Annotated in this window: 20 protein-coding genes, 2 pseudogenes and 1 other annotated feature; of the genes and pseudogenes, 12 read left to right on the top strand and 10 right to left on the bottom strand. The window is 51.3% G+C overall.

Annotation, left to right across the window (positions count from 1 at the left end; genetic code table 11):
- Positions 1-6: 6 nt before the first annotated feature.
- The gene (gene phsA, locus E4Z61_RS02730) at positions 7-2,280 is read right to left on the bottom strand and encodes a thiosulfate reductase PhsA (protein ID WP_135321427.1); all 2,274 of its coding nucleotides are present in this window, start codon (positions 2,278-2,280) and stop codon (positions 7-9) included.
- 399 nt (positions 2,281-2,679) lie between these two features.
- Between phsA and sbcB the strand changes: the two genes are divergently transcribed.
- Positions 2,680-4,104: an exodeoxyribonuclease I gene (gene sbcB / locus E4Z61_RS02725; RefSeq protein WP_135321426.1), complete on the top strand. Its 1,425-nt coding sequence runs from the start codon at positions 2,680-2,682 to the stop codon at positions 4,102-4,104.
- Between the two features lie 80 nt (positions 4,105-4,184).
- Here sbcB and plaP read toward each other — a convergent pair whose 3' ends face one another.
- From plaP to E4Z61_RS02705, 4 genes and pseudogenes are all read right to left on the bottom strand, one after another.
- The gene (gene plaP, locus E4Z61_RS02720) at positions 4,185-5,543 is read right to left on the bottom strand and encodes a putrescine/proton symporter PlaP (protein ID WP_135321425.1); all 1,359 of its coding nucleotides are present in this window, start codon (positions 5,541-5,543) and stop codon (positions 4,185-4,187) included.
- Positions 5,533-5,595, bottom strand: a complete 63-nt coding sequence (gene yoeI / locus E4Z61_RS02715; protein WP_135324857.1) for a membrane protein YoeI — start codon at positions 5,593-5,595, stop codon at positions 5,533-5,535. The genes plaP and yoeI overlap by 11 nt, the downstream gene beginning before the upstream one ends.
- A gap of 197 nt (positions 5,596-5,792) precedes the next feature.
- A pseudogene (locus tag E4Z61_RS02710) lies at positions 5,793-6,741 on the bottom strand (LysR family transcriptional regulator).
- 40 nt (positions 6,742-6,781) lie between these two features.
- Entirely contained in the window at positions 6,782-7,606 is an 825-nt protein-coding gene (locus tag E4Z61_RS02705) for an SDR family oxidoreductase (RefSeq protein WP_135321423.1), read from the bottom strand.
- A 174-nt stretch (positions 7,607-7,780) separates the two neighbouring features.
- Between E4Z61_RS02705 and hisL the strand changes: the two genes are divergently transcribed.
- From hisL to hisIE, 9 genes are all read left to right on the top strand, one after another.
- Positions 7,781-7,828 (top strand): his operon leader peptide, encoded by a 48-nt coding sequence (hisL, locus tag E4Z61_RS02700; protein WP_100250077.1) that lies wholly within the window; start codon positions 7,781-7,783, stop codon positions 7,826-7,828.
- Positions 7,804-7,926: a sequence feature (His leader region), on the top strand. Its footprint overlaps the gene before it by 25 nt.
- A 47-nt stretch (positions 7,927-7,973) precedes the next feature.
- The gene (hisG, locus tag E4Z61_RS02695) at positions 7,974-8,873 is read left to right on the top strand and encodes an ATP phosphoribosyltransferase (protein WP_135321422.1); all 900 of its coding nucleotides are present in this window, start codon (positions 7,974-7,976) and stop codon (positions 8,871-8,873) included.
- Positions 8,874-8,878: 5 nt separating this feature from the next.
- On the top strand, positions 8,879-10,183 hold the full coding sequence (gene hisD, locus E4Z61_RS02690) for a histidinol dehydrogenase (protein WP_135321421.1): 1,305 nt from the start codon (positions 8,879-8,881) through the stop codon (positions 10,181-10,183).
- On the top strand, positions 10,180-11,259 hold the full coding sequence (hisC, locus tag E4Z61_RS02685) for a histidinol-phosphate transaminase (protein WP_135321420.1): 1,080 nt from the start codon (positions 10,180-10,182) through the stop codon (positions 11,257-11,259). Before hisD ends, hisC begins: the two co-directional genes overlap by 4 nt.
- On the top strand, positions 11,256-12,323 hold the full coding sequence (gene hisB, locus E4Z61_RS02680; RefSeq protein ID WP_135321419.1) for a bifunctional histidinol-phosphatase/imidazoleglycerol-phosphate dehydratase HisB: 1,068 nt from the start codon (positions 11,256-11,258) through the stop codon (positions 12,321-12,323). Before hisC ends, hisB begins: the two co-directional genes overlap by 4 nt.
- On the top strand, positions 12,323-12,913 hold the full coding sequence (gene hisH / locus E4Z61_RS02675) for an imidazole glycerol phosphate synthase subunit HisH (RefSeq protein WP_135321418.1): 591 nt from the start codon (positions 12,323-12,325) through the stop codon (positions 12,911-12,913). The genes hisB and hisH overlap by 1 nt, the downstream gene beginning before the upstream one ends.
- The gene (gene hisA / locus E4Z61_RS02670) at positions 12,913-13,650 is read left to right on the top strand and encodes a 1-(5-phosphoribosyl)-5-[(5-phosphoribosylamino)methylideneamino]imidazole-4-carboxamide isomerase (RefSeq protein WP_135321417.1); all 738 of its coding nucleotides are present in this window, start codon (positions 12,913-12,915) and stop codon (positions 13,648-13,650) included. The genes hisH and hisA overlap by 1 nt, the downstream gene beginning before the upstream one ends.
- Positions 13,632-14,408, top strand: coding sequence for an imidazole glycerol phosphate synthase subunit HisF (hisF, locus tag E4Z61_RS02665; protein WP_135321416.1), 777 nt, complete (start codon positions 13,632-13,634; stop codon positions 14,406-14,408). The genes hisA and hisF overlap by 19 nt, the downstream gene beginning before the upstream one ends.
- Complete coding sequence (gene hisIE, locus E4Z61_RS02660; protein WP_135321415.1) at positions 14,402-15,013, top strand: bifunctional phosphoribosyl-AMP cyclohydrolase/phosphoribosyl-ATP diphosphatase HisIE; 612 nt, start codon at positions 14,402-14,404, stop codon at positions 15,011-15,013. The genes hisF and hisIE overlap by 7 nt, the downstream gene beginning before the upstream one ends.
- A 66-nt stretch (positions 15,014-15,079) precedes the next feature.
- Here the strand turns inward: hisIE and wzzB are convergent, their stop codons facing one another.
- Both wzzB and E4Z61_RS02650 read right to left on the bottom strand, forming a co-directional pair.
- The gene (gene wzzB / locus E4Z61_RS02655; protein ID WP_135321414.1) at positions 15,080-16,060 is read right to left on the bottom strand and encodes an LPS O-antigen chain length determinant protein WzzB; all 981 of its coding nucleotides are present in this window, start codon (positions 16,058-16,060) and stop codon (positions 15,080-15,082) included.
- Between the two features lie 238 nt (positions 16,061-16,298).
- Positions 16,299-17,448: pseudogene (locus tag E4Z61_RS02650) on the bottom strand (IS3 family transposase).
- A gap of 256 nt (positions 17,449-17,704) precedes the next feature.
- Between E4Z61_RS02650 and E4Z61_RS02640 the strand changes: the two are divergent.
- Positions 17,705-18,709: an NAD-dependent epimerase gene (locus tag E4Z61_RS02640; RefSeq protein WP_135321413.1), complete on the top strand. Its 1,005-nt coding sequence runs from the start codon at positions 17,705-17,707 to the stop codon at positions 18,707-18,709.
- A gap of 58 nt (positions 18,710-18,767) precedes the next feature.
- Positions 18,768-19,337 carry a GNAT family N-acetyltransferase gene (locus E4Z61_RS02635; RefSeq protein ID WP_135321412.1) on the top strand — a complete coding sequence of 190 codons (570 nt, stop codon included), beginning with the start codon at positions 18,768-18,770 and terminating at the stop codon, positions 19,335-19,337.
- Between the two features lie 40 nt (positions 19,338-19,377).
- Here the strand turns inward: E4Z61_RS02635 and ugd are convergent, their stop codons facing one another.
- The 3 genes from ugd to cpsG all read right to left on the bottom strand — a co-directional run bounded on the left by ugd (position 19,378) and on the right by cpsG (position 23,691).
- On the bottom strand, positions 19,378-20,544 hold the full coding sequence (ugd, locus tag E4Z61_RS02630) for a UDP-glucose 6-dehydrogenase (RefSeq protein WP_135321411.1): 1,167 nt from the start codon (positions 20,542-20,544) through the stop codon (positions 19,378-19,380).
- Positions 20,545-20,742: 198 nt separating this feature from the next.
- Complete coding sequence (gndA, locus tag E4Z61_RS02625; RefSeq protein WP_135321410.1) at positions 20,743-22,149, bottom strand: NADP-dependent phosphogluconate dehydrogenase; 1,407 nt, start codon at positions 22,147-22,149, stop codon at positions 20,743-20,745.
- 171 nt (positions 22,150-22,320) lie between these two features.
- The gene (cpsG, locus tag E4Z61_RS02620; RefSeq protein ID WP_135321409.1) at positions 22,321-23,691 is read right to left on the bottom strand and encodes a colanic acid biosynthesis phosphomannomutase CpsG; all 1,371 of its coding nucleotides are present in this window, start codon (positions 23,689-23,691) and stop codon (positions 22,321-22,323) included.
- Position 23,692 lies beyond the last annotated feature (1 nt).

The raw sequence follows: 23,692 nt of genomic DNA, 5'->3' as shown, positions 1-23,692 counted from the left end.
CCTTGTTCATGCCCGACTCAGCGTAACGCCAGCGGTGTGGACCACCGTGCCGGAAACCGGACTGGTCACATGCGGGAGTAAATTGCCGCAGTGAATACCGTGCGTTGTCGCGGCCGTTTTGGCTCCAGCCTTGGCGCCAAATCCCATATAGACAAACAGCGTATCGGGTCGGATACCGGCCGTGACCAGCGCTTTGCCTTTTTCTTTACCGGTGGCGTTTTCCAGCCAGATGTCGTCTCCGCTTTTTATCCCTTTTTCACGCGCTGTTGTCGGGTGGATCCACACCGCGTTGTCCCACATCAGTTCACTGAGTAAAGGTACATATTGCGTCGCACCGTTGGTGTGAACCGCCACTTTGCCCTGGATGAAATAGAGTTCATTGTCACCCTTCAGGGCAAAATTGCGGGCGCGTGGAATACCGTAACCGGGGAGTAAGGATTCCAACTCTGCGGAATAAAGTTCAATTTTGCCTGACGGGGATTTGAATCGCAGTTGCTCGCCGTAAGTACCGTCGCTATCCGCCACCACCGCGCCAGGGTAGCGCTCAACAAACTGGCGCACGGCCTCAGGTTCACGCAATAACAGCGGCACGCCCCACTCCCGATACCCCTTCTGCCGCAGTTCTGCGGATAAGGCATGATCGCCATTAAGCTGATACAGCTGGCGCGTCTGCATATCTTGCCACGGGTAAAATTGCCCGAGGCCCAACTGTTCTCCCAGCTCTTTCCAGATTTGCCAGCTCGGACGCGCATCACCAATCGGCTCCACCACCTGTTGGCGCAAGGCATAAGCCGGATTTAGCCCTGACATATCAGAAACTTCTTCATCACGCTCAAGGTAGGTGCATTCCGGTAACAGATAGTCGGCATAGGCCGCGCTTTCGCTTAAATAGACGTCGCAGCTGACCACCAGATCCAGTTGTTCAACGGTTTTGACCAAATCAGGTCGGCAGGTCACAGTCTGGAAAGGATTATGCCGGGACATTATCCAGCCCTTTACCGGGTAAGGTGTCTGCTTTAACACGGCATCAATGATGCTCTGCACGACCCCGCCGCCCGCAGCGATGTATTTAAACTGCGGTGCAACCAGGTCAATACGCTGCGCGGTTGGCTTCGGCAATTTTACATCCGGTTTTGCCAGCACTGGAGCGACCTTTTCTCCCGCCAGTTTGTTGTAGGTTGCCGCCGCTTTTTTCTGGTACATGCCGCCTTCACGTTCAATATTGCCCAGCAGCACATTAAGGGTAAAAATCATACGCCGCATGTCGATCTCTTCCTGAGAAAACGTCGCGCGGTGACCTGGACTGACGATGGCACGAGGTGCACTGGCCGCCATTTCCCGGGTTACCCGGGTAATAACATCAGCAGGAACGTCAGCCAGCTTTTCCGCCCATTCAGGTGTTGTCTCTTGCACAGCCTCTGCCAGCTGTTCAAATCCCGTGGTGTAACGTTCAACGAACTGCGCGTCATACAGGTTTTCTTTAATCATGACGTGACACATCGCCATCAGTACCGGCAAGTCACCGCCAGGCCTTATTGCATGCCATTCATCCGCTTTGCTGGAAAATACGGACAAGCGAGGGTCGAAGCTAACCATCTTCGCGCCCCTCTCCTGCGCGGTCATCAGTTCGTGCGTATCGGCGACCTCAATACCTTCATAGAGATTATGACCAAACGAGACCATATAACGGGTATTGGCGATATCCATAGCCAGATCGCCGCCCATCATCACTTTAGCGGCAATGGATTTCCCGGCGGGACACGTCGAGGCGTGGGTAAAGGTATTCGGCGAACCAAAAGCCGTCGCCAGATGAAACAAATGGCCGGAAAGCGAGCCGGATTTAGAGGAAAAAACAACACCCTGAGGCCCATATTGCGTTTTTATGGCACCCATTTTTTCGGCAATTTCTTTATAGGCCTGTTGCCAGCTAATAACCTGCCATTCTCCACTACCACGCGGACCGGTGCGCTTCATCGGTTTAACAATACGGTGCGGATCGTTAACCAGGCTCACACCGCTACCCCCACGGGCACAGACCCGGGTTCCTTGCTGCGGTGCATTGGGATTCCCCTGAATGAAAACGGTTTTATTATTAATGACCTGAGCCTGAATGGGGCAGCGAAATGAACACATTTCGCACAGACTTGGCGTGAGGGAGGTTTTCCCTTTGATGCTCTCTGGCGAATTACGCGCCAGTGCCCCCGGTGGAAAAGTCCCTATTGCGCAAGCGGAGCAACCAATCCCCACGCTGCGTAAAAAGTTACGCCGACTAATGCTCATATAACCTCCTGTTATTAGATATATCCAATTATTATATGGAGTTTATATTATTAATTTTTAACCTCACTCACACTTCCTTACAATGAGACAAGAGTAATCTTACAAATAAGAACCTATTGTTTATAAAGGATTTTAAAACTTCCAAAACTCAACAATTAACCGTAAAAATAACAATAATGGTTCTCAGTTAACTTATTATAAGCGAATTATTTTTTAGAATTATTAATCTAACAAATATGGTTTAGAGCACTTAATTAATTCAATAAATATATAAAAATATCGTTTATCTCAATTTTATTGCGGCCATACTCCCCGAGCTGATAATCGCTTTGCTGATTACCTTGCTCATTTTTGGTATTCTTAGAAAAGCGCTAAATTGATCCCGGACATAACTGAACAATGAATGACGGCAAGCAGCACCCTACGTTTCTCTTCCACGATTACGAGACCTTTGGTACCCATCCGGCGCTGGACAGACCCGCGCAATTTGCGGCTATTCGCACGGATAACAATTTCAACATTATCGGTGATCCGGAGGTATTTTATTGCAAGCCTGCGGACGATTATCTGCCGCATCCTGAAGCGGTTCTCATTACCGGTATTACGCCGCAGGAAGCGCGTGAAAAAGGAGAGAACGAAGCGACGTTTGCTGCCCGTATCCACTCACTGTTTACCGTGCCTAAAACCTGTATTGTGGGCTATAACAATGTGCGCTTCGACGACGAAGTGACGCGCAATATCCTGTACCGCAATTTTTACGATCCCTACGCCTGGAGTTGGCAGCACGATAATTCACGTTGGGATTTACTGGATGTCATGCGCGCCTGTTATGCCCTGCGCCCGGAAGGCATCAACTGGCCAGAAAACGACGACGGGTTACCCAGTTTTCGCCTTGAGCATTTGACCAAAGCCAACGGTATTGAACACGCCAACGCCCACGATGCTATGGCTGACGTGTACGCCACTATTGCGATGGCGCAGCTAGTTAAGTCGCGTCAGCCTCGCCTGTTTGACTATCTCTATAGCCATCGTAATAAGCACAAGCTGGCCGCACTGATCGATGTCCCACAAATGAAACCCCTTGTACATGTCTCCGGCATGTTCGGCGCATGGCGCGGCAATACCAGTTGGGTGGCTCCGCTCGCCTGGCACCCGGACAATCGCAATGCGGTCATCATGGTTGATTTAGCCGGTGATATTTCTCCCTTGCTTGAGCTGGACAGCGACACGCTGCGTGAGCGGCTTTACACGGCTAAAGCCGACCTGGGTGATAACGTGGCGATTCCGGTGAAACTGGTGCACATCAACAAATGCCCAGTCCTGGCACAGGCCAACACACTACGCCCGGAAGATGCCGACCGACTGGGGATTAACCGCCAGCATTGTCTGGATAATCTTAAAATCCTGCGCGAAAACCCACAGGTTCGCGATAAAGTGGTGGCCATATTTGCTGAAGCTGAACCTTTTGCGCCATCGGACAACGTCGATGCTCAGCTATATAACGGTTTTTTCAGCGATGCTGACCGCGCCGCAATGAAAATCGTTCTGGAAACCGACCCACGTAATTTACCAGCACTGGATATCACCTTTGTCGATAAGCGCATTGAAAAACTGCTGTTTAATTACCGCGCGCGAAACTTCCCTGGAACGCTGGATGAGACCGAACAGCTGCGCTGGCTGGACCATCGCCGTCAGGTGTTCACTCCAGAATTTTTACAGAGCTATGCCAGTGAATTGCAGACACTGAGTCAGCAGTATGCGGATAGCAAAGAGAAGCTGGCATTACTTAAATCACTCTGGCAATACGCCGAAGAGATTGTGTAAATCGCAGGCATAAAAAAACCGGAGACAACTCTCCGGTTTTTAAATATGCGCCGGGCAAACAGGCGCAGAAAAGTCAGTTGTTATGCAACATCTTCGTACTGCGGTACCGGGTTGCGGAAGCTTTTGGTCACGCAAGCCAGGTAAATCAGACCAATACCGGCCCAGATCAGACCCAGAACCATCGAGCTCTCTTCCAGGTTCACCCACAGCGCACCAACAGTCAGCGCACCACACATCGGCAGGAACAGATACTGGAAGTGGTCTTTCAGCGTCTTGTTGCGCTTCTCACGGATCCAGAACTGAGAGATCACCGACAGGTTAACGAAGGTAAACGCCACCAGCGCACCGAAGTTAATCAGCGCCGTTGCCATCACCAGGTCGAAGTTGATTGCCAGCAGGGCAATCGCACCGACCAGAATAATGTTCATGGACGGAGTACGCCATTTCGGGTGTACATAACCGAAGAAACTTTTCGGGAATACGCCGTCACGCCCCATCACGTACATCAGACGCGCGACACCTGCATGCGCCGCCATACCGGATGCCAGTACGGTAATAGTGGAGAAAATCAGTGCGCCGACCTGGAAGAACTTACCTGCTACATACAGCATGATTTCCGGCTGCGAAGCATCCGGATCCTTGAAGCGCGAAATATCCGGGAAATACAGCTGCAACAGATAGGTGGAGACAATAAAGATCAGGCCACCAATCAGCGCGGTCAGGAAGATAGCACGTGGAATTACGCGCTCAGCATCTTTGGTTTCTTCCGACAGATTGCTGATGCCGTCAAATCCGGTAAAGGAGAAGCACAGAATCGTCGCACCAGTAATCATCGGAATAACGTGCGCATCACCGGACCAGAAAGGACGCGAGCTGACCAGCGTACCGGCACCTTCGCCTTCAAATACGCCGTAAACCACCATGCCCAAAATGACCGCAATCAGCACAACCTGCAACACCACAATCACGGTATTGAAGTTAGCGACAGATTTGAGACTACGCAGGTTAAATGCCGTCATAAACGCCACAAGGGCAATAACAAACACCCACGACGGAATCGAAGGCACAAGTGCTTCAAAGTAAATTTTCGCCAGCAGAATGTTGATCATCGGCGCGAACAGGTAATCGAGCAAAGAAGACCAACCCACCATAAACCCTACAGTAGGACTAATGGATTTCTGGGCATAGGTGTACGCAGAGCCAGCAGAAGGGTAACGACGTACCAGCTTCCCATAGCTCAGCGCTGTAAACAGGATGGCGATCAACGCGAAGGCATATGCCGTCGGTACGTGACCGTCTGTGAGGCCCGAAACGATACCAAATGTATCGAACAGCGTCATCGGCTGCATATAGGCAAGGCCCATCATAACAACCGGAACCAACGTAAGCGTTTTACGTAATTCCACGCGAGAGGTGTTTGGAGTAACGTTATGCGACATGGTCATTCCCCTTTACGGTGAACGCCGTCGCGTAAGCAAAAAATTGCCCCATTTTTACGGATTCCTCAGCGACAACAACTGTCGGTTTTTAGTAAGTATCTATCCGGTACGAAGCCCGGCCTCTTTTATGAATGATTGGTTTGATGCAAAAAAATAACCGACGCGTATTAAAACGTCGGTTAATGTCATTTTTTGCAAGCGGCGTATTTTGCACTAAATTGAAGAGAAATAACAAGAGAATGAGGTAGCCTACAATGAATATTTTTTCCTAACTGATTGATTTATCGACACCCGATTTTACATAGACGCCAGCAATAGCACTATTTGCTAAAATCTGTTCTCGCCACCAGACGCTAGCTAATCCGGACGTCTGTTCATTCCAGCCAATCCACACCGGCTCAAACATTATTTGTGCGACCACTTTCTTCTCAATAAGGGCACCGCTGTCCAGAAATCGTTGCGCCAGATAGCGCGGTAAATACCCACATCCCAGGCCACTAATTTGCAGTTCCAGCTTAGTTTTAAAATCAAAAACGGTGATAGCATCTTGATCGTCAAGCAACTGAGAACCTGACAAACTCGCCAAGTGCGTACTGTCACCCACCACAATGGCGCGAAATCGTTTGATGGTCAGGCGTTGCAACGGCTCGTCTTCCTGCGCCAGAGGATGGTGCGGAGCAACCACAAAAACCTGCTCGAGGTCACCTAAACGCGCAAAACCAAAGTTGCTCGCCGAAGGCGGTTCGTACATCGCCCCAACGATAATATCGGCTCGCCCCTGAGTGAGCGCCTCCCAGGAGCCGCCCAGCACACCGTTAATAAATTTAAGCCGCGTGACGCTGTGGTGTTGGTAGAAGGATTCGATAAGCGGAGCAAGCAGTGAAAAGGGAAAGGTGTCATCCACGCCAATAACCAGCTGGTTCTCCCAGCCCTCATGCAATTTGATGGCCTGCTTTTCGAGTTCGCGGACGGTATGTAGCACCTCCCGTCCTTTTTCCAGCAGCATCTGACCGGTGCGGGTGAACTTAGCCCGATGCCCGCTGCGATCCAGCAATTGAATATTCAGATCGCTTTCCAGCTTATGGACGGTATAGCTTAGCGCTGACGGCGTCTTAAACAGTTTTGCCGACGCCGCCGCGAAACTTCCCTCTTTCTCTAACGCATCGAGGATGATCAGAACGTCCAGCAGTGGTTTCATACTCGCCCCCTGGCGGTAATGATGGCACGCTGCTGGTTTGTCACTCCATCGGCATCACCAGCGGATCGGGATACTGGTACTCAAACCCAAGTTCATTGCAAATTCGGTTGCCGTCAATGACTTTACCTTTACCGTTATCCACACCGTCCCGGAATTCCGGCGGCTCCATCCCCAACAAACGAGCCATCTGGGGATAGAACACATTACGCGCCGGATGCATAGGCGCACATATATTATAGATGTGTCCCCCTTTCGGTGCCTGCAGCAGCAGAGAGATAGCAGAAACCACATCATCCAGATGCACCAGATTGACGCCATGTTTCCCATCTGGCGCCGTTTTACCGGCGAAAAAACGGCCAGGATGTCTTCCCGGCCCAACCAGACCGGCCAGGCGTACAATATCCACCGACGTCCCCGGCAGGTTATGCAACCAGTCCTCAAGCTCTTTCAGCACGCGACCGCTTGCCGTTACCGGATTGCGTGGCGAGTTCTCCTTCACGGTTCCCTGAACATCACCATAGACCGACGTCGAGCTGGTAAAAATAATCCGTGGGATACGATATGCCAGCGCACTGTCAACCAACTCCTGCATCGCCTGCAGATAAAAATCTTCACCCGGACCGCTTCGGCGGGCGGGCAGCGTGATGACCAGCGCATCGGCATCCATCAGCGCATCGAGATCGTTTGATTCACACACCAGTTCAGGTTCAAGGCGCAGCGAGTAGCTCTCGATACCACTCATGCGGGCCGCTTCCACCCCATCCAGCGTGGTTTTGCTGCCGGTGACCTGCCAGCCTCGCGCCGCCAGCGACATGGCTAACGGCATGCCTAACCAACCTAATCCGACAATTGCGACCTTTTTCATGCCTTCTCTCCTGACTTTTGGCCTATTACCCAAGGCTACGCCAGCCCACGGTGACTGACAATTCATAGTATCAATATGAAATGAATTAATGATCAAAAAAAGCCCTTGCTTTCGGTGACTAAAGTGGTTTAGGTTAAAAGACATCAAATGAATAAACATTCATCGAGAAAATTTATGACACGCGCTCAATTTAAACACCATCATCACCATCATCCTGACTAGTCTTTCAGGCGATGTGTGCTGGGAGACATTTAAATCTTCCAGTGGTGCATGAGCGTATGAGAAAGCCCCCGGAAGAATTCTTCCGGGGGCTTTTTTTTTGGTGCGTGACCCAGACCGATTCAGACAGGATAACGAGGACAAGAGAATGTTAGACAACACCCGTTTACGCATAGCTATGCAGAAATCAGGCCGTTTAAGCGATGATTCACGCGAATTACTGGCTCGCTGTGGCATTAAAATTAATCTTCACACCCAGCGCCTGATTGCGATGGCAGAGAACATGCCGATTGATATTCTCCGCGTGCGTGATGACGATATTCCGGGTCTGGTGATGGATGGCGTGGTTGACCTCGGCATCATTGGTGAAAACGTTCTGGAAGAAGAACTGCTCAACCGTCGGGCTCAGGGCGAAGATCCACGCTACTTTACGCTGCGTCGTCTGGACTTCGGTGGCTGTCGCCTCTCGTTAGCCACCCCGGCTGACGAATCCTGGGAAGGCCCAGCCTCGCTGAACGGTAAACGTGTCGCCACCTCTTATCCGCACCTGCTTAAACGGTATCTCGATCAGAAAGGCGTCACATTTAAATCCTGCCTGCTAAACGGTTCGGTAGAAGTTGCACCGCGTGCGGGCCTGGCCGATGCGATTTGCGATCTGGTCTCGACCGGTGCCACGCTGGAAGCCAACGGCCTGCGTGAAGTGGAGGTGATTTACCGCTCCAAAGCCTGTCTGATTCAACGCGACGGCGAGATGGCCGAAGCCAAACAGCAGTTGATCGATAAACTGCTGACCCGTATTCAGGGCGTTATCCAGGCTCGCGAATCTAAGTACATCATGATGCACGCCCCAACCGAACGTCTGGACGAAGTCATCGCCCTGCTGCCAGGTGCAGAACGTCCAACCATTCTGCCGCTGGCAGGCGATCAGCAGCGCGTTGCGATGCACATGGTCAGCAGCGAAACCCTGTTCTGGGAAACCATGGAAAAACTGAAAGCGCTCGGTGCCAGTTCGATTCTGGTGCTGCCGATTGAGAAGATGATGGAGTGATAGCCATGAGCTTTAACACAATCATTGACTGGAATAGCTGTAACCCCGAGCAGCAACGCGAATTACTGATGCGCCCGGCGATCTCTGCTTCGGATAGCATCACACGTACCGTCAGCGACATTCTGGATAATGTCAAGTCACGTGGTGATGCGGCGCTGCGTGAATACAGCGCAACGTTTGATAAAACCACTGTCGGTACGCTGAAAGTCAGCGCCGAAGACATTGCCGCCGCCAGTGCACGTCTGGGTGATGACCTCAAACAAGCGATGGCGGTCGCGGTGAAAAACATTGAAACTTTTCACAACGCGCAAAAACTGCCCGCGGTAGATATTGAAACGCAGCCCGGCGTGCGCTGCCAGCAGGTGACGCGTCCGGTAAGCTCTGTTGGCCTGTATATTCCGGGGGGTTCTGCACCGCTCTTCTCGACGGTATTAATGCTCGCCACTCCAGCCCGTATTGCCGGTTGTCAGCGCGTGGTGCTGTGTTCGCCACCGCCCATCGCCGACGAAATTCTGTATGCCGCGCAGCTGTGCGGCGTGCAGGAAGTGTTTAACGTCGGTGGCGCCCAGGCGATTGCCGCCCTGGCATTTGGTAGCGAATCCGTACCGAAAGTGGACAAAATTTTCGGCCCTGGTAATGCCTGGGTGACTGAGGCCAAACGCCAGGTAAGCCAGCGTCTGGACGGTGCGGCAATTGATATGCCGGCCGGTCCATCAGAAGTGCTGGTGATTGCCGACAGCGGCGCGACCCCGGATTTCGTCGCCTCCGACCTGCTCTCACAGGCCGAACATGGCCCGGATTCACAGGTAATTCTTCTGACGCCGGATGCCGGTATGGCCCGCCGCGTTGCTGACGCAGTTGAACGTCAGCTTGCCGAACTGCCGCGTGCTGAAACGGCGCGTCAGGCGTTGAGCGCCAGTCGCCTGATTGTGACTCAAGATCTGGCGCAATGCATCGCGATTTCTAATCAGTACGGTCCGGAACATCTGATTATTCAGACCCGTAACGCCCGCGAACTGGTCGATGACATAACCAGCGCCGGTTCAGTGTTTCTCGGTGACTGGTCACCAGAATCTGCCGGTGATTATGCGTCAGGGACTAACCACGTGCTGCCGACCTACGGCTACACGGCGACCTGTTCAAGCCTGGGGCTGGCAGATTTCCAGAAACGGATGACCGTTCAGGAATTATCACCACAAGGTTTCTCAGCCTTGGCCGCAACCATCGAAACGCTGGCCGCCGCCGAACGACTGACCGCCCACAAAAATGCCGTCACCCTGCGTGTTAACGCCCTCAAGGAGCAAGCATGAGTACTGACAACATTCTTAGCGTCACCGATTTAGCCCGTAAAAATGTCCGCGAACTGACGCCCTACCAGTCCGCTCGTCGCCTGGGCGGTAATGGCGATGTCTGGCTGAACGCTAACGAGTTCCCGACTGCCGTTGAGTTTCAGCTCAGCCAGCAGACGCTTAACCGTTACCCGGAGTGTCAGCCAAAAGCGGTGATTGAAAATTACGCGCAGTATGCGGGGGTTAAACCGGAGCAGGTGCTGGTCAGCCGTGGGGCGGATGAAGGTATTGAGCTACTGGTTCGCGCATTTTGTGAGCCAGGCAAAGATGCCATTCTTTATTGTCCTCCGACCTACGGCATGTACAGCGTCAGCGCTGAGACCATCGGCGTGGAGTATCGTACCGTCCCCGCGCTTGCCGACTGGCAGCTCGACATACAAGGCATTGCCAACAAGCTTGATGGCGTGAAGGTGGTTTACGTTTGCAGCCCTAACAATCCGACCGGCCAGTTGATTAACCCGCAGGACCTGCGCTCGCTGCTTGAAATGACCCAGGGTAAAGCCATCGTCGTCGCCGATGAAGCGTACATTGAGTTCTGTCCGCAGGCGACGCTGGCTGGGTGGATTGCTGAATATCCAAACCTGGTGGTTCTGCGTACCCTTTCCAAGGCGTTTGCCCTGGCTGGCCTGCGCTGCGGGTTTACGCTGGCCAATGAAGAGATTATCAACTTGCTACTGAAAGTAATTGCGCCCTACCCGCTTTCTACGCCGGTAGCCGATATCGCCGCGCAAGCACTGACACCGCAAGGCATTGCCGCCATGCGTGAACGCGTGGCGCAGATCCTGCAAGAGCGACAGTACCTGGTGGATGCGCTGAAAACTATCCCCTGCGTAGAGCAGGTTTTCACCTCTGAAACCAACTATATTCTGGCCCGCTTTACCGCCTCCAGTTCTGTGTTTAAATCTTTGTGGGATCAGGGCATTATCTTACGAGACCAAAACAAACAACCTTCATTAAGCGGCTGCTTGCGGATTACCGTCGGAACCCGTGAAGAGAGCCAGCGCGTCATTGACGCCTTACGTGCGGAGCAAGTATGAGCCAGAAGTATCTTTTTATTGACCGTGATGGAACCCTGATTTCAGAACCGCCAAGTGACTTTCAGGTTGATCGCTTTGACAAGCTAGCCTTTGAGCCGGACGTTGTCCCCGCTCTCCTCAAATTGCAAAAAGCCGGTTTTAAGCTGGTAATGATTACCAATCAGGATGGGCTGGGAACCCAAAGCTTCCCGCAGGGTGATTTTGATGGCCCGCATAACCTGATGATGCAGATTTTCACCTCGCAGGGCGTTGTGTTTGATGACGTGCTGATCTGCCCGCACCTGCCAGCGGATGAATGCGACTGCCGTAAACCAAAGGTGAAACTGGTTGAACAGTACCTGGTCGAGCAGGCGCTGGATGCCGCGAACAGCTACGTGATTGGCGACCGCGCAACCGACATTCAACTGGCTGAAAACATGGGAATTAGCGGGTTACGCTACCACCGGGACACGCTTAATTGGTCGATGATTGGTGAACAGCTGACCAAACGTGACCGGTACGCCCACGTTGAACGCAACACCAAAGAAACCCAGATTGACGTCAAAGTCTGGCTGGACCGCGAAGGCCGCAGCAAAATAAATACCGGCGTAGGCTTCTTTGACCACATGCTGGATCAAATTTCGACCCATGGCGGTTTTTGCATGGAAATTACCGTCAAGGGCGACCTGTATATCGACGATCACCACACGGTAGAAGATACCGGTCTGGCGCTGGGCGAAGCCTTAAAACTGGCCTTGGGCGACAAGCGTGGCATCAATCGCTTCGGTTTTGTACTGCCGATGGACGAATGCCTTGCCCGCTGCGCGCTGGATATCTCCGGACGCCCACACCTGGAGTATCGGGCTGAGTTTACCTATCAGCGCGTCGGCGATCTGAGCACCGAAATGATCGAGCACTTCTTCCGCTCGCTCTCTTACACCATGGGCGTGACGCTGCATCTGAAAACCAAGGGCAAGAACGATCACCACCGTGTGGAAAGCCTGTTCAAAGCCTTTGGTCGCACGCTGCGCCAGGCGATTCGCGTTGAAGGCGATACCCTTCCCTCCTCAAAAGGAGTGCTGTGATGAACGTGGTGATCCTCGACACCGGCTGCGCCAACCTCAATTCGGTAAAATCCGCCGTGGCGCGTCATGGTTATGACCCGATAGTCAGCCGCGACGCCGATGTGGTACTACGCGCCGATAAGCTCTTTCTGCCCGGCGTCGGTACCGCGCAGGCCGCAATGGATCAACTCCGTGAGCGTGAGTTGATTGAGCTGATAAAAGCCTGTACGCAACCGGTACTGGGGATATGTTTGGGCATGCAACTGCTCGGTCGCCGTAGTGAAGAGAGCCACGGCGTCGATCTGTTGGGCATTATTGAGCAAGACGTGCCTAAAATGACCGACTTCGGGCTGCCGCTGCCGCATATGGGCTGGAACCGGGTGTATCCGCAGGCGGGTAATCGTCTGTTTCGTGGAATTGACGATGGCGCGTACTTCTATTTTGTACACAGCTACGCGATGCCAGTGAACCCGTGGACCATTGCCCAATGTCATTACGGCGAACCGTTCACCGCAGCGGTACAAAAGGACAATTTCTTCGGCGTCCAGTTTCACCCTGAGCGTTCAGGTGCCGCAGGGGCACAGTTGCTGAAAAACTTTCTGGAGATGTGATGATTATTCCGGCATTAGATTTAATCGACGGCACGGTTGTGCGTCTCCACCAGGGCGATTACGCCACCCAACGTGATTACGGCAACGATCCCCTGCCGCGTTTGCAAGATTACGCCGCGCAGGGTGCGCAGGTTCTGCACCTGGTGGATTTAACCGGCGCGAAAGATCCACTCAAACGGCAGATCCCTCTGATTCAAACGCTGGTCGCTGGCGTTAACGTGCCGGTACAGGTGGGCGGCGGTGTGCGTACGGAAGAAGACGTTGCAGCTCTGCTGGCAGCTGGCGTGGCTCGCGTGGTTGTTGGCTCAACCGCGGTGAAATCGCCAGAAGTCGTGAAAGGTTGGTTTGACCGTTTTGGCGCGGATGCGCTGGTACTGGCGCTGGATGTGCGTATTGACGATCAAGGCAATAAGCAGGTGGCGGTCAGCGGTTGGCAGGAAGACTCCGGCGTTTCGCTGGAAGAACTAGTTGAAACCTATTTACCGGTTGGCCTGAAACATGTGTTGTGCACAGATATCTCCCGAGACGGCACGCTGGCAGGCTCCAACGTATCGCTTTACGAAGAAGTGTGTGCCCGATATCCGCAGGTGGCCTTTCAGTCCTCCGGCGGTATTGGTGACATCGACGACGTTGCCGCCCTGCGCGGAACCGGCGTGCGCGGTGTAATTGTTGGTCGTGCGCTGCTGGAAGGAAAATTCACCGTTGAGGAGGCTATCCAATGCTGGCAAAACGCATAATTCCTTGTCTGGACGTCCGTGATGGGCAGGTGGTGAAAGGTGTCCAGTTCCGTAATCACGAGGTAATCGGAGACATCGTCCCGCTGGCAAAGCGCTACGCCGACGAAGGCGCAGATGAGCTGGTGTTCTATGATATCACCGCCTCCAGTGATGGGCGCGTGGTGGATAAAAGCTGGGTATCGCGCGTGGCGGAGGTGATCGACATTCCGTTCTGCGTGGCGGGCGGGATTAAGTCCATCGACGATGCGGCGCGCATCCTCTCCTTCGGGGCGGACAAAATCTCCGTTAACTCCCCGGCACTGGCTGATCCTCAGCTCATCACCCGTCTGGCGGATCGCTTTGGCGTACAGTGCATCGTTGTAGGCATCGATACCTGGTATGACGCTGAAACTGGGAAATATCACGTAAATCAATATACCGGCGATGAAAGCCGTACCCGCGTCACCCAGTGGGAAACGCTCGACTGGATACAAGAGGTGCAGAAACTCGGCGCGGGTGAAATCGTCCTCAATATGATGAACCAGGACGGCGTGCGCAACGGCTACGATCTCGAGCAGTTGAAAAAAGTGCGCGCGGTTTGCCACGTCCCGCTGATCGCCTCCGGCGGCGCAGGAACGATGGAACACTTCCTTGATGCGTTCAGAGACGCGGATGTCGATGGCGCGCTCGCGGCCTCGGTATTCCATAAGCAGATAATTAATATTGGTGAACTAAAAACGTACCTGGCAACGCAGGGCGTGGAGATCAGGATATGTTAACAAAGCAACAATGCCGCGAACTGGACTGGGAAAAAACCGACGGATTGATGCCGGTCGTGGTACAGCATGCGGTATCCGGCGAAGTATTGATGCTGGGTTATATGAACCCGGAAGCACTGGATAAAACGATCGAAAGTGGGAAAGTGACCTTTTTCTCGCGTACAAAACAGCGCCTGTGGACAAAAGGTGAAACCTCCGGCAACTTTCTCAATGTGGTTAGCATTACGCCCGATTGCGATAACGACACGTTGCTTGTGCTGGTCAATCCAATTGGACCAACCTGCCATAAAGGGACCAGCAGCTGTTTTGGCGAGGCCAGCCACCAGTGGCTATTCCTGTATCAGCTGGAACAACTGCTCGCTGAGCGTAAAACGGCAGATCCTGAGAGCTCCTACACGGCGAAACTGTATGCCAGCGGTACCAAACGCATCGCCCAGAAAGTCGGTGAAGAAGGCGTGGAAACCGCACTGGCTGCGACCGTTAACGACCGTTTTGAGCTGACAAATGAAGCTTCTGATCTGATGTATCACCTGCTGGTACTGCTGCAGGACCAGGATCTCGACCTGACCACAGTGATTGAAAATTTGCGCAAGCGTCATCAGTAATGTTCAGGTGTAAAAAAACCGGGCGATGCCCGGCTTTTTTGTTCAACTCAGTGTCGTACTGACTTACTATGCTTTTGCTTTGTAACCACGTAACGCATTGCGCCCCAGTACCACGCCTGCGCCAATCATCCCACCGAGCAGGACCGCCAGCACCAGAGTGATCGTTTTTTTCGGGCTATCGCGACGAATCGGTAACGTTGGTTTCATTACATAGCGGTATGAGTGTAACTCAGCCCCTTCAAGCTTAAGACTTTCGATATCCAACAGCTTTTGTTTGGTCTGGAAGTAGTTATCAGACAATATCAAAGGGCGTGTAGATTCGTGCTCAATCATGGACTTCAGGGCATCACTACCCAACAGGAACATACTGTCCTGCGTCACATCCTGCGTCTGCTGAATTTGCGGCTTAGTCACCCCGGCCTGCTCTGCATAACGCAGCGCTTCCTGAATTTGCTTAATTCGCAGATCTTTTTGCTCCTGAGCGACCACTTCCTGAGTTTTCAGAGAGTCTTTCAACGTGGTTGTTTGCAACTTGATATTATCAACCAGGTCAAGTTCTAGCTCTTTAGCGACCTTTTCATCTGTTTGTTGAATGTATTCAGCCAGCTGACGCTGAGCGTCTTCAGGTGAGCCACCCACATAAGAAACCGCTAACGGCAGCGGTTGACCTTTAACAGACTGTTCAATTAACAGTTTCTGTGGTTCTTCCTGATTATCAAGCGTTTCAGCCAATGCAGAGAAAGAGGTACTGAAACGACCAACCACGTTTGTCTGCAGTTCAGCAACCTTGGGAGCGCTGACACCATATAACACATTGAGGGCGTTGTTATATGTGGCGATCTGACCAACATCCGGTTGAGTAATAATGGCTGTTGAGGTCCATTTCTCCTTAGCAACTGCCAGATAGCCCACAGCAAGCACTATGGCAATAACAATCGCGATAACGATTGTTACTTTCCCACGCCACAACTGTACCAGTAAATCAATCAGATCAATCTGTTCCGGATAGTGACTGCGCCCGGACATGTTGTTATCACTTACAGACATAGAAACCCTAGATAAGGAAAGACTTAAATTGGAATCAGTTTAGCTATAAATTGAGGTAATGCCATAGGATTAATGATAAAAAAATCAAATTGTTTCAGGGATTTTGATTGGTATTTCAATCACTACTGAAAAACAATACAATTAAACAAAAGTGTCAATACTCAAAGAACATCTTCATGTGCAAAAAACCATCAACAAACAGGTTTCATGATCTTACCCACGTAATGTGGACACAGCTCTAAGCGAGATTCTTGTTTTCAAATTGTTCAGGGCTGAGACCGCCACAAGCGCTGTGACGACGCCAGCGATTGTAATCACACTCGATATAATCAAATACCGTTGTCCGCATTATTTCCCGGTTGATAAAGCGTTCACCGTGGATACATTCGACTTTCAGTGAGTGGAAGAAGCTTTCCACACAGGCATTGTCATAACAGCACCCTTTCGCACTCATACTGCCACGCAGGTTGTGTCGCTTCAGCAGCGCCTGATAATCCGCTGAACAGTATTGACCACCACGGTCCGTATGAGCAATGGCGCTTTCCGGGCGTCTTCTCCGCCACAGCGCCATTTGCAGTGCATCACAGGCCAGTTGTGCTGTCATTCGCGGTGATATCGACCAGCCAATAACCGCCCGCGACCACAGGTCGATGACCACTGCGAGATACAACCAACCCTCATCGGTACACAAGTACGTGATGTCACCTGCCCACTTGTGGTTCGGGCCGCTGGCGTAAAAGTCCTGTTTCAGCAGGTTATCTGACACAGGCAGGCCATGTACCCGATAGCTGGTCGTGCTGAACTTACGGCTGGCTTTCGCCCGCAGCCCTGACGGCGCAGGCTGGCGGCAATGGTTTTGATGTTGTACTCCGGCAGTTCGTCAGCGAGACGGGGCGCACCATAACGTTGTTTTGCCTCAGTGAATGCCTTATGGACAGCGGCATCGCAGGTGAGCCGAAACTGTTGGCGCAGGCTCATCAGGTGACGACATCTGAGCCAGACATACCAGCCGCTGCGGGCAACCCGAAGCACACGACACATCGCTTTGATGTTGAAATCTGCCCGATATTTTTCGATGAAGACATACTTCATTTCAGGCGCTTCGCGAAGTATGTCGCGGCCTTTTGGAGAATGGCCAGCTCCTCGTCTCGTTCTGCCAGTTGTCGCTTAAGACGGGCTATTTCAACGGACATTTCCTGTTCACGTTCGGAAGAGGAATCTGCATTTTTCAGCTTGCTGCGCCAGGCATAAAGCTGTGATTCATACAGGTTGAGTTCGCGAGCTGCGGCAGCAACACCGATGCGTTCTGCAAGCTTCTGGGCTTCCTGACGGAATTCCGGTGTGTACTGTTTACGGGGCTTTTTGTTGGTTGATGCTGGCTTTGTCATAAGTCACCTCTGGTTGAGAGTTTACTCACTTAGTCCCGTGTCCACTATTGGTGGGTAAGATCATCATGCCCGCTAATCGTTATACTTTACAATTCATTTTTTGAATTCACATCGTGAATACTTACCGTCTGACCAGTAAAAATGGTAGGCGTAAATAATATAACAATTAGCTTTTTTACCATCTAACGGTATCATTCCACTTTTTAGTAGCACCTGTTGGTGCCTGGCTATTATTTAGCCAAAAAGAGGAATAAACATGAAATACCTGGTTACGGGTGCCGCTGGTTTCATCGGCTTCCACGTTAGCAAACGCCTCCTTGAGGCTGGCCATCAAGTAGTCGGTATTGATAACCTGAACGATTACTACGACGTCAGCCTTAAACAAGCTCGTCTGGAATTACTAGCACAGCCTGGTTTCCAGTTTCATAAAATTGATTTAGCCGACCGCGAGGGTATGAGTGAACTTTTCGCATCCGGGCATTTTGAACGTGTGATTCATCTCGCCGCACAGGCTGGTGTACGTTATTCACTCGAAAACCCGCATGCCTATGCAGACTCAAATCTCACAGGCTTTCTGAACATACTGGAAGGGTGTCGCCATAATAAAATTCAGCATTTACTCTATGCCTCATCCAGTTCAGTTTACGGTCTGAACCGCAAAATGCCTTTCTCAACGGATGATTCCGTTGATCATCCCGTATCCCTGTATGCGGCAACCAAAAAAGCCAACGAACTGATGGCCCATACTTATTCCCACCTGTACGGATTGCCCACAACTGGGTTGCGTTTCTTTACCGTGTACGGTCCATGGGGTCGACCGGATATGGCGCTGTTCAAGTTCACCAAAGCGATGCTGGAAGGGAAGAGTATTGACGTCTATAACTACGGCAAAATGAAGCGCGACTTTACCTATATCGATGATATCGCAGAAGCAATCATTCGCCTGCAGGATGTCATTCCACACGCAGACACGCAATGGACCGTTGAAACAGGCACGCCAGCAGCCAGCATTGCGCCCTATCGCATCTACAATATCGGCAATAGTTCACCGGTTGAGCTAATGGACTATATCCAGGCTCTGGAAGATGCTCTGGGTATTGAAGCGAAGAAAAACATGCTACCACTACAGCCAGGTGATGTGCTGGAAACCAGCGCGGACCCTAAAGCACTGTATGAGGTAATTGGTTTTAAACCTGAAATCACGGTAAATGATGGGGTGAAGAACTTTGTTGACTGGTACCGTGATTTCTACAAAGTTTAAAGTTATTTATATGTACAGAAATATTTAGTACGCGTATTAATACTAGAGGCTTATTTTAATGAACGACAACTCACCTAAAGTGGCAATTACCCAAGCAGAAAGTATTACTGGAAGGAGTATAAAGCTAAGAAATGTGGCACCTTCTGATGCTGACTTTATTGTTAAGATCAGAACAAATGAAAAAAAAGGCCGTTTTATTAGCGCAACTTCAGCCGATATCAGTAAACAAAAGAAATGGATTGAGGATTATTTAACCAGTGATGGGCAGGCTTACTTTCTGATTACCGACCTTGATAATAATCCACTCGGTACAGTTAGAATGTACGACCAACAAGGAGATTCATTCTGTTGGGGATCATGGGTAGTCGCGGAAGATGCGCCTTCACACTGTGCAATAGAATCTGCTTTGCTGGTGTATAGTTACGCCCTAGAATTAGGCTTTAAAAGAGCCCATTTCGATGTTAGGAAAGGTAATCTTTCGGTCATTAAATTTCACGAGAGATTTGGGGCAAAACGTACTGGTGAAACGGAAGAGGATATTCTCTATACCATTTCAAAAGAAAATATTTTATCAACATTAGAAAAATATAAGAAATATCTTCCCGAAAAAGTTGATATTTATCGTTAGTGAAAAAGGGTGGATAACCACCCCTTTTTATCTTCTATTATTAGTCATTACCAAACAGATCGCGGGTGTATACTTTATCCACCACATCTGCTAGCTCATCGGTCATACGGTTAGAAACAATCACATCGGCTTCTTTCTTAAAAACCCTCAGATCGCGTACCACACGAGAATTAAAGAACTCGTCTTCTTTCATAACAGGTTCATAGATAATAACGGGCACACCTTTTGCCTTAATACGCTTCATGATGCCCTGAATCGATGATGCACGGAAATTATCGGAACCACTTTTCATGATCAAACGGTACACGCCGACCACCTTAGGCTTACGCGCAAGAATAGAATCTGCAATAAAGTCTTTACGCGTACGGTTCGCATCAACGATCGCGCCAATAATATTATTCGGCACAGACGCGTAGTTAGCCAGCAACTGCTTAGTATCTTTCGGCAGGCAGTAGCCACCATAGCCGAATGACGGGTTGTTGTAGTGATTACCTATACGCGGATCCAGGCACACACCTTCAATAATCTGCCGTGAATTCAGACCAAGACTTTCTGCATAGCTATCCAGCTCGTTAAAGTAGGCCACACGTAACGCCAGATAGGTGTTAGCGAACAACTTTATGGCCTCAGCTTCAGTCGAGTCGGTAAACAGCGTCGGAATGTCCTTTTTAACCGCACCTTCCTGCAGCAGCGCGGCAAAACGCTCGGCGCGTTCGGAACGTTCACCAATAACGATACGGGACGGATGCAGGTTGTCGTACAGTGCACGACCTTCACGCAGGAATTCTGGTGAAAAGAATATATTGTCGATGCCCAACTGTTCTTTAATGGAGTTCGTAAAGCCAACCGGAATCGTTGATTTAATTACCATCACCGCATTTGGGTTGATTTCGACCACATCGCGGATCACTGACTCGACGCTCGAGGTGTTAAAGTAGTTAGTTTTCGGATCGTAATCAGTTGGCGTCGCGATAATAACGTAGTCCGCGTCGCGGTAAGCATCATACTTATCGGTCGTTGCACGGAAATTAAGCTGTTTTGTCGCCAGATACTCTTCGATCTCTTTATCAACGATCGGCGATTTTTTCTGATTCAGCATCTCAACCTTCGTCGGAACGATATCCAGAGCGACCACTTCATGGTGCTGGGCAATCAGAATACCGTTCGACAAACCAACATAACCTGTTCCTGAGATAGTTATCTTCATTCTCTGTGTAACTTCTTCCGGTTGAACATTTGAGGGTGAACACGCTGCCAACAACGTGGCGCATCGGCTCTGCATTGCACCAGTATATCGTGCTTTGCTACAACACCGGATATCGGACCTGGCTGAATCCCATTTTTTGGCAATAAAAAAGCCCGGAGGAGCGCTCCGGGCCTACTTTTACAGTTAGACTAAATCAGATTAATCCAGCCATTCGGTGTGGAACACACCTTCTTTATCGGTGCGTTTATACGTATGTGCACCGAAGTAGTCACGCTGTGCCTGGATCAGGTTAGCAGGCAGTACTTCTGCACGATAGCTGTCGTAGTAGGCAACCGCAGCGGAGAAGGTAGGAACCGGAATACCGTTCTGAACAGCGTAAGCTACTACATCACGCAGCGCCTGCTGATATTCATCAGCGATATTTTTGAAGTACGGAGCCAGCAGCAGGTTCGCGATATCTTTGTTTTCAGCATAGGCGTCGGTGATTTTCTGCAGGAACTGCGCACGAATGATGCAGCCAGCGCGGAAAATTTTCGCGATTTCACCATAGTTCAGATCCCAGCTGTATTCGTCAGACGCAGCGCGCAGTTGAGAGAAGCCCTGCGCGTAGGAGACGATTTTACCTAGGTACAGCGCGCGACGAACTTTCTCAACGAACTCGGCTTTATTGCCAGCCAGCTTAGCCTGTGGGCCGGACAGCACTTTAGATGCCGCAACGCGCTGGTCTTTCAGGGAAGAGATGTAGCGCGCGAATACGGACTCGGTGATCAGCGACAGCGGTTCGCCCAGATCCAGAGAGCTCTGGCTGGTCCATTTACCGGTGCCTTTGTTCGCCGCTTCGTCCAAAATCACGTCAACCAAGTATTTACCGTCTTCATCTTTTTTGGTGAAGATGTCTTTGGTGATGTCAATCAGATAGCTGCTCAGTTCGCCTTCGTTCCACTCAGTAAAGGTGGTAGCCAACTCTTCATTAGAAAGATTCAGGCCACCTTTCAGCAGAGAATAGGCTTCAGCAATCAGCTGCATATCACCGTATTCGATCCCGTTGTGTACCATTTTCACATAGTGGCCGGCACCATCAGCACCAATATAGGTTACGCACGGCTCGCCATCTTCAGCTACCGCGGCAATCTTGGTCAGGATAGGAGCAACCAGCTCATACGCTTCTTTCTGACCACCGGGCATGATGGAAGGGCCTTTCAGGGCACCTTCTTCACCACCGGACACGCCGGTACCGATGAAGTTAAAGCCTTCCGCGGACAGTTCACGGTTACGACGGATAGTGTCCAGGAAGAAGGTGTTACCACCATCAATGATGATGTCGCCTTTATCCAGATACGGCTTCAGGGAATCGATCGCAGCATCGGTGCCAGCCCCCGCTTTCACCATTAACAGGATACGACGTGGGGTTTCAAGAGACTCGACGAACTCTTTCACCGTGTAATAAGGAACCAGTTTCTTACCCGGGTTCTCGGCAACAACTTCTTCAGTTTTTTCGCGGGAGCGGTTGAAGATGGAAACGGTATAATCACGGCTTTCGATGTTGAGCGCCAGGTTGCGCCCCATCACTGCCATACCGACGACGCCGATCTGTTGCTTAGACATTACATACTCCTGTCAGGTGTGGTCACCGCGCAAGGTATGCGCGGCTTAAATGTATTCCAGATGTTAACTCAGTAATAGGATGAATGAATAGCTTTTGCTGATCTATGTCACACCGATTGCCTAATACTCTCTCTAAGCAGCAAATCAGCAGTTCACCTATAACTCATTTACCTACTTCCTTAGCAGATCCAGAATTAACTTCGTTTTTTCTTCCATCAATGGAATATCTCCGCGCGATTCCACGTTCAGGCGCACCACCGGTTCGGTATTGGAAGAGCGTAAATTGAAGCGCCAGTCGACAAACGACATGCTAATACCGTCCGTTCTGTCCACCGACAGCGCCTCACGGGAAAAATGCTGCTCCACGCGCGCAATTGCTGCCGTCGGCTCTGCCAGCGTACTGTTTATTTCTCCGCTCGCCGGGTAGGCCACCATCCGGTCGCGGACCAGTGCGCCCAGCGACTGTTCTTTCAGACACAGCAGCTCCGCCACCAGCAGCCACGGGATCATTCCGCTGTCGCAATAGGCAAAATCGCGGAAATAGTGGTGCGCGCTCATTTCGCCGCCATAAATGGCATCTTCATGGCGCATCCGCTCTTTGATAAACGCGTGCCCGGTTTTTGACATCACCGGTTTACCGCCTGCCGCCGTCACCACATCCACGGTGTTCCAGGACAGGCGTGGGTCGTGGATAATTTTCGCCCCCGGATTCTTCTCCAGAAACGCTTCCGCCAGCAGGCCGACAATGTAGTAGCCCTCAATGAACTGACCTTTTTCATCGAACAGGAAGCAGCGGTCAAAATCACCGTCGAAGGCAATCCCCATATCCGCGCCGTGTTCAATCACTGCATTGCGCGTGTCGGCCCGGCATTCCGGCAGCAGAGGATTGGGAATACCGTTGGGGAAGTTGCCATCCGGCGTGTTGTGAATTTTGATGAACTCGACCGGCACGCCCAGCGCCTTAAAACGGGCTTCAATGGCGTCAACCACCGGACCTGCCGCGCCGTTGCCGGAATTGAGCACCAGCTTCATCGGTTTCAGGTTGGCGGGATTGATGTAACCCAGCAGGTGGTCAATGTAGGCATCACGGGTAGTAATGCGCTGGTAGCGGCCACGTTTTGTCTCATCAACCGCCGGGAAGTCATTTGCTTCCGCCAGGCGCTGCACGTCGCGCAGACCGGTATCACCGCTGATGGGCCGTGCCCCTTCCCGCACCAGCTTCATGCCGTTGTAATCCATCGGATTATGGCTGGCGGTCACTTCAATACCGCCATCAATGTCCAGGTGGAAAGTGGCAAAATAAATCTCTTCGGTGCCCGACATACCAATATCCAGCACATCCACGCCTGCATCCTGCAGTCCTTTCGCCAGCGCCAGCTTCAGCGTCTCGCTGGTCAGGCGCACATCGCCGCCAAGGACAATCGTTTTTGGCTTCAGGTACTCGCCGTAAGCGCGGCCGATACGCCACGCGATATCTTCATTCAGCTCTTCGCCCAGCCTGCCGCGAATATCGTAGGCTTTGAAACAGGTTAAATTTTTCATA

This window comes from Citrobacter tructae (assembly GCF_004684345.1).
GTDB classification, from domain to species: Bacteria; Pseudomonadota; Gammaproteobacteria; order Enterobacterales; family Enterobacteriaceae; genus Citrobacter; species Citrobacter tructae.
The sequence above is the reverse complement of the archived record's forward strand: the minus strand, read 5'-3'. Positions and strand labels throughout refer to the sequence as shown.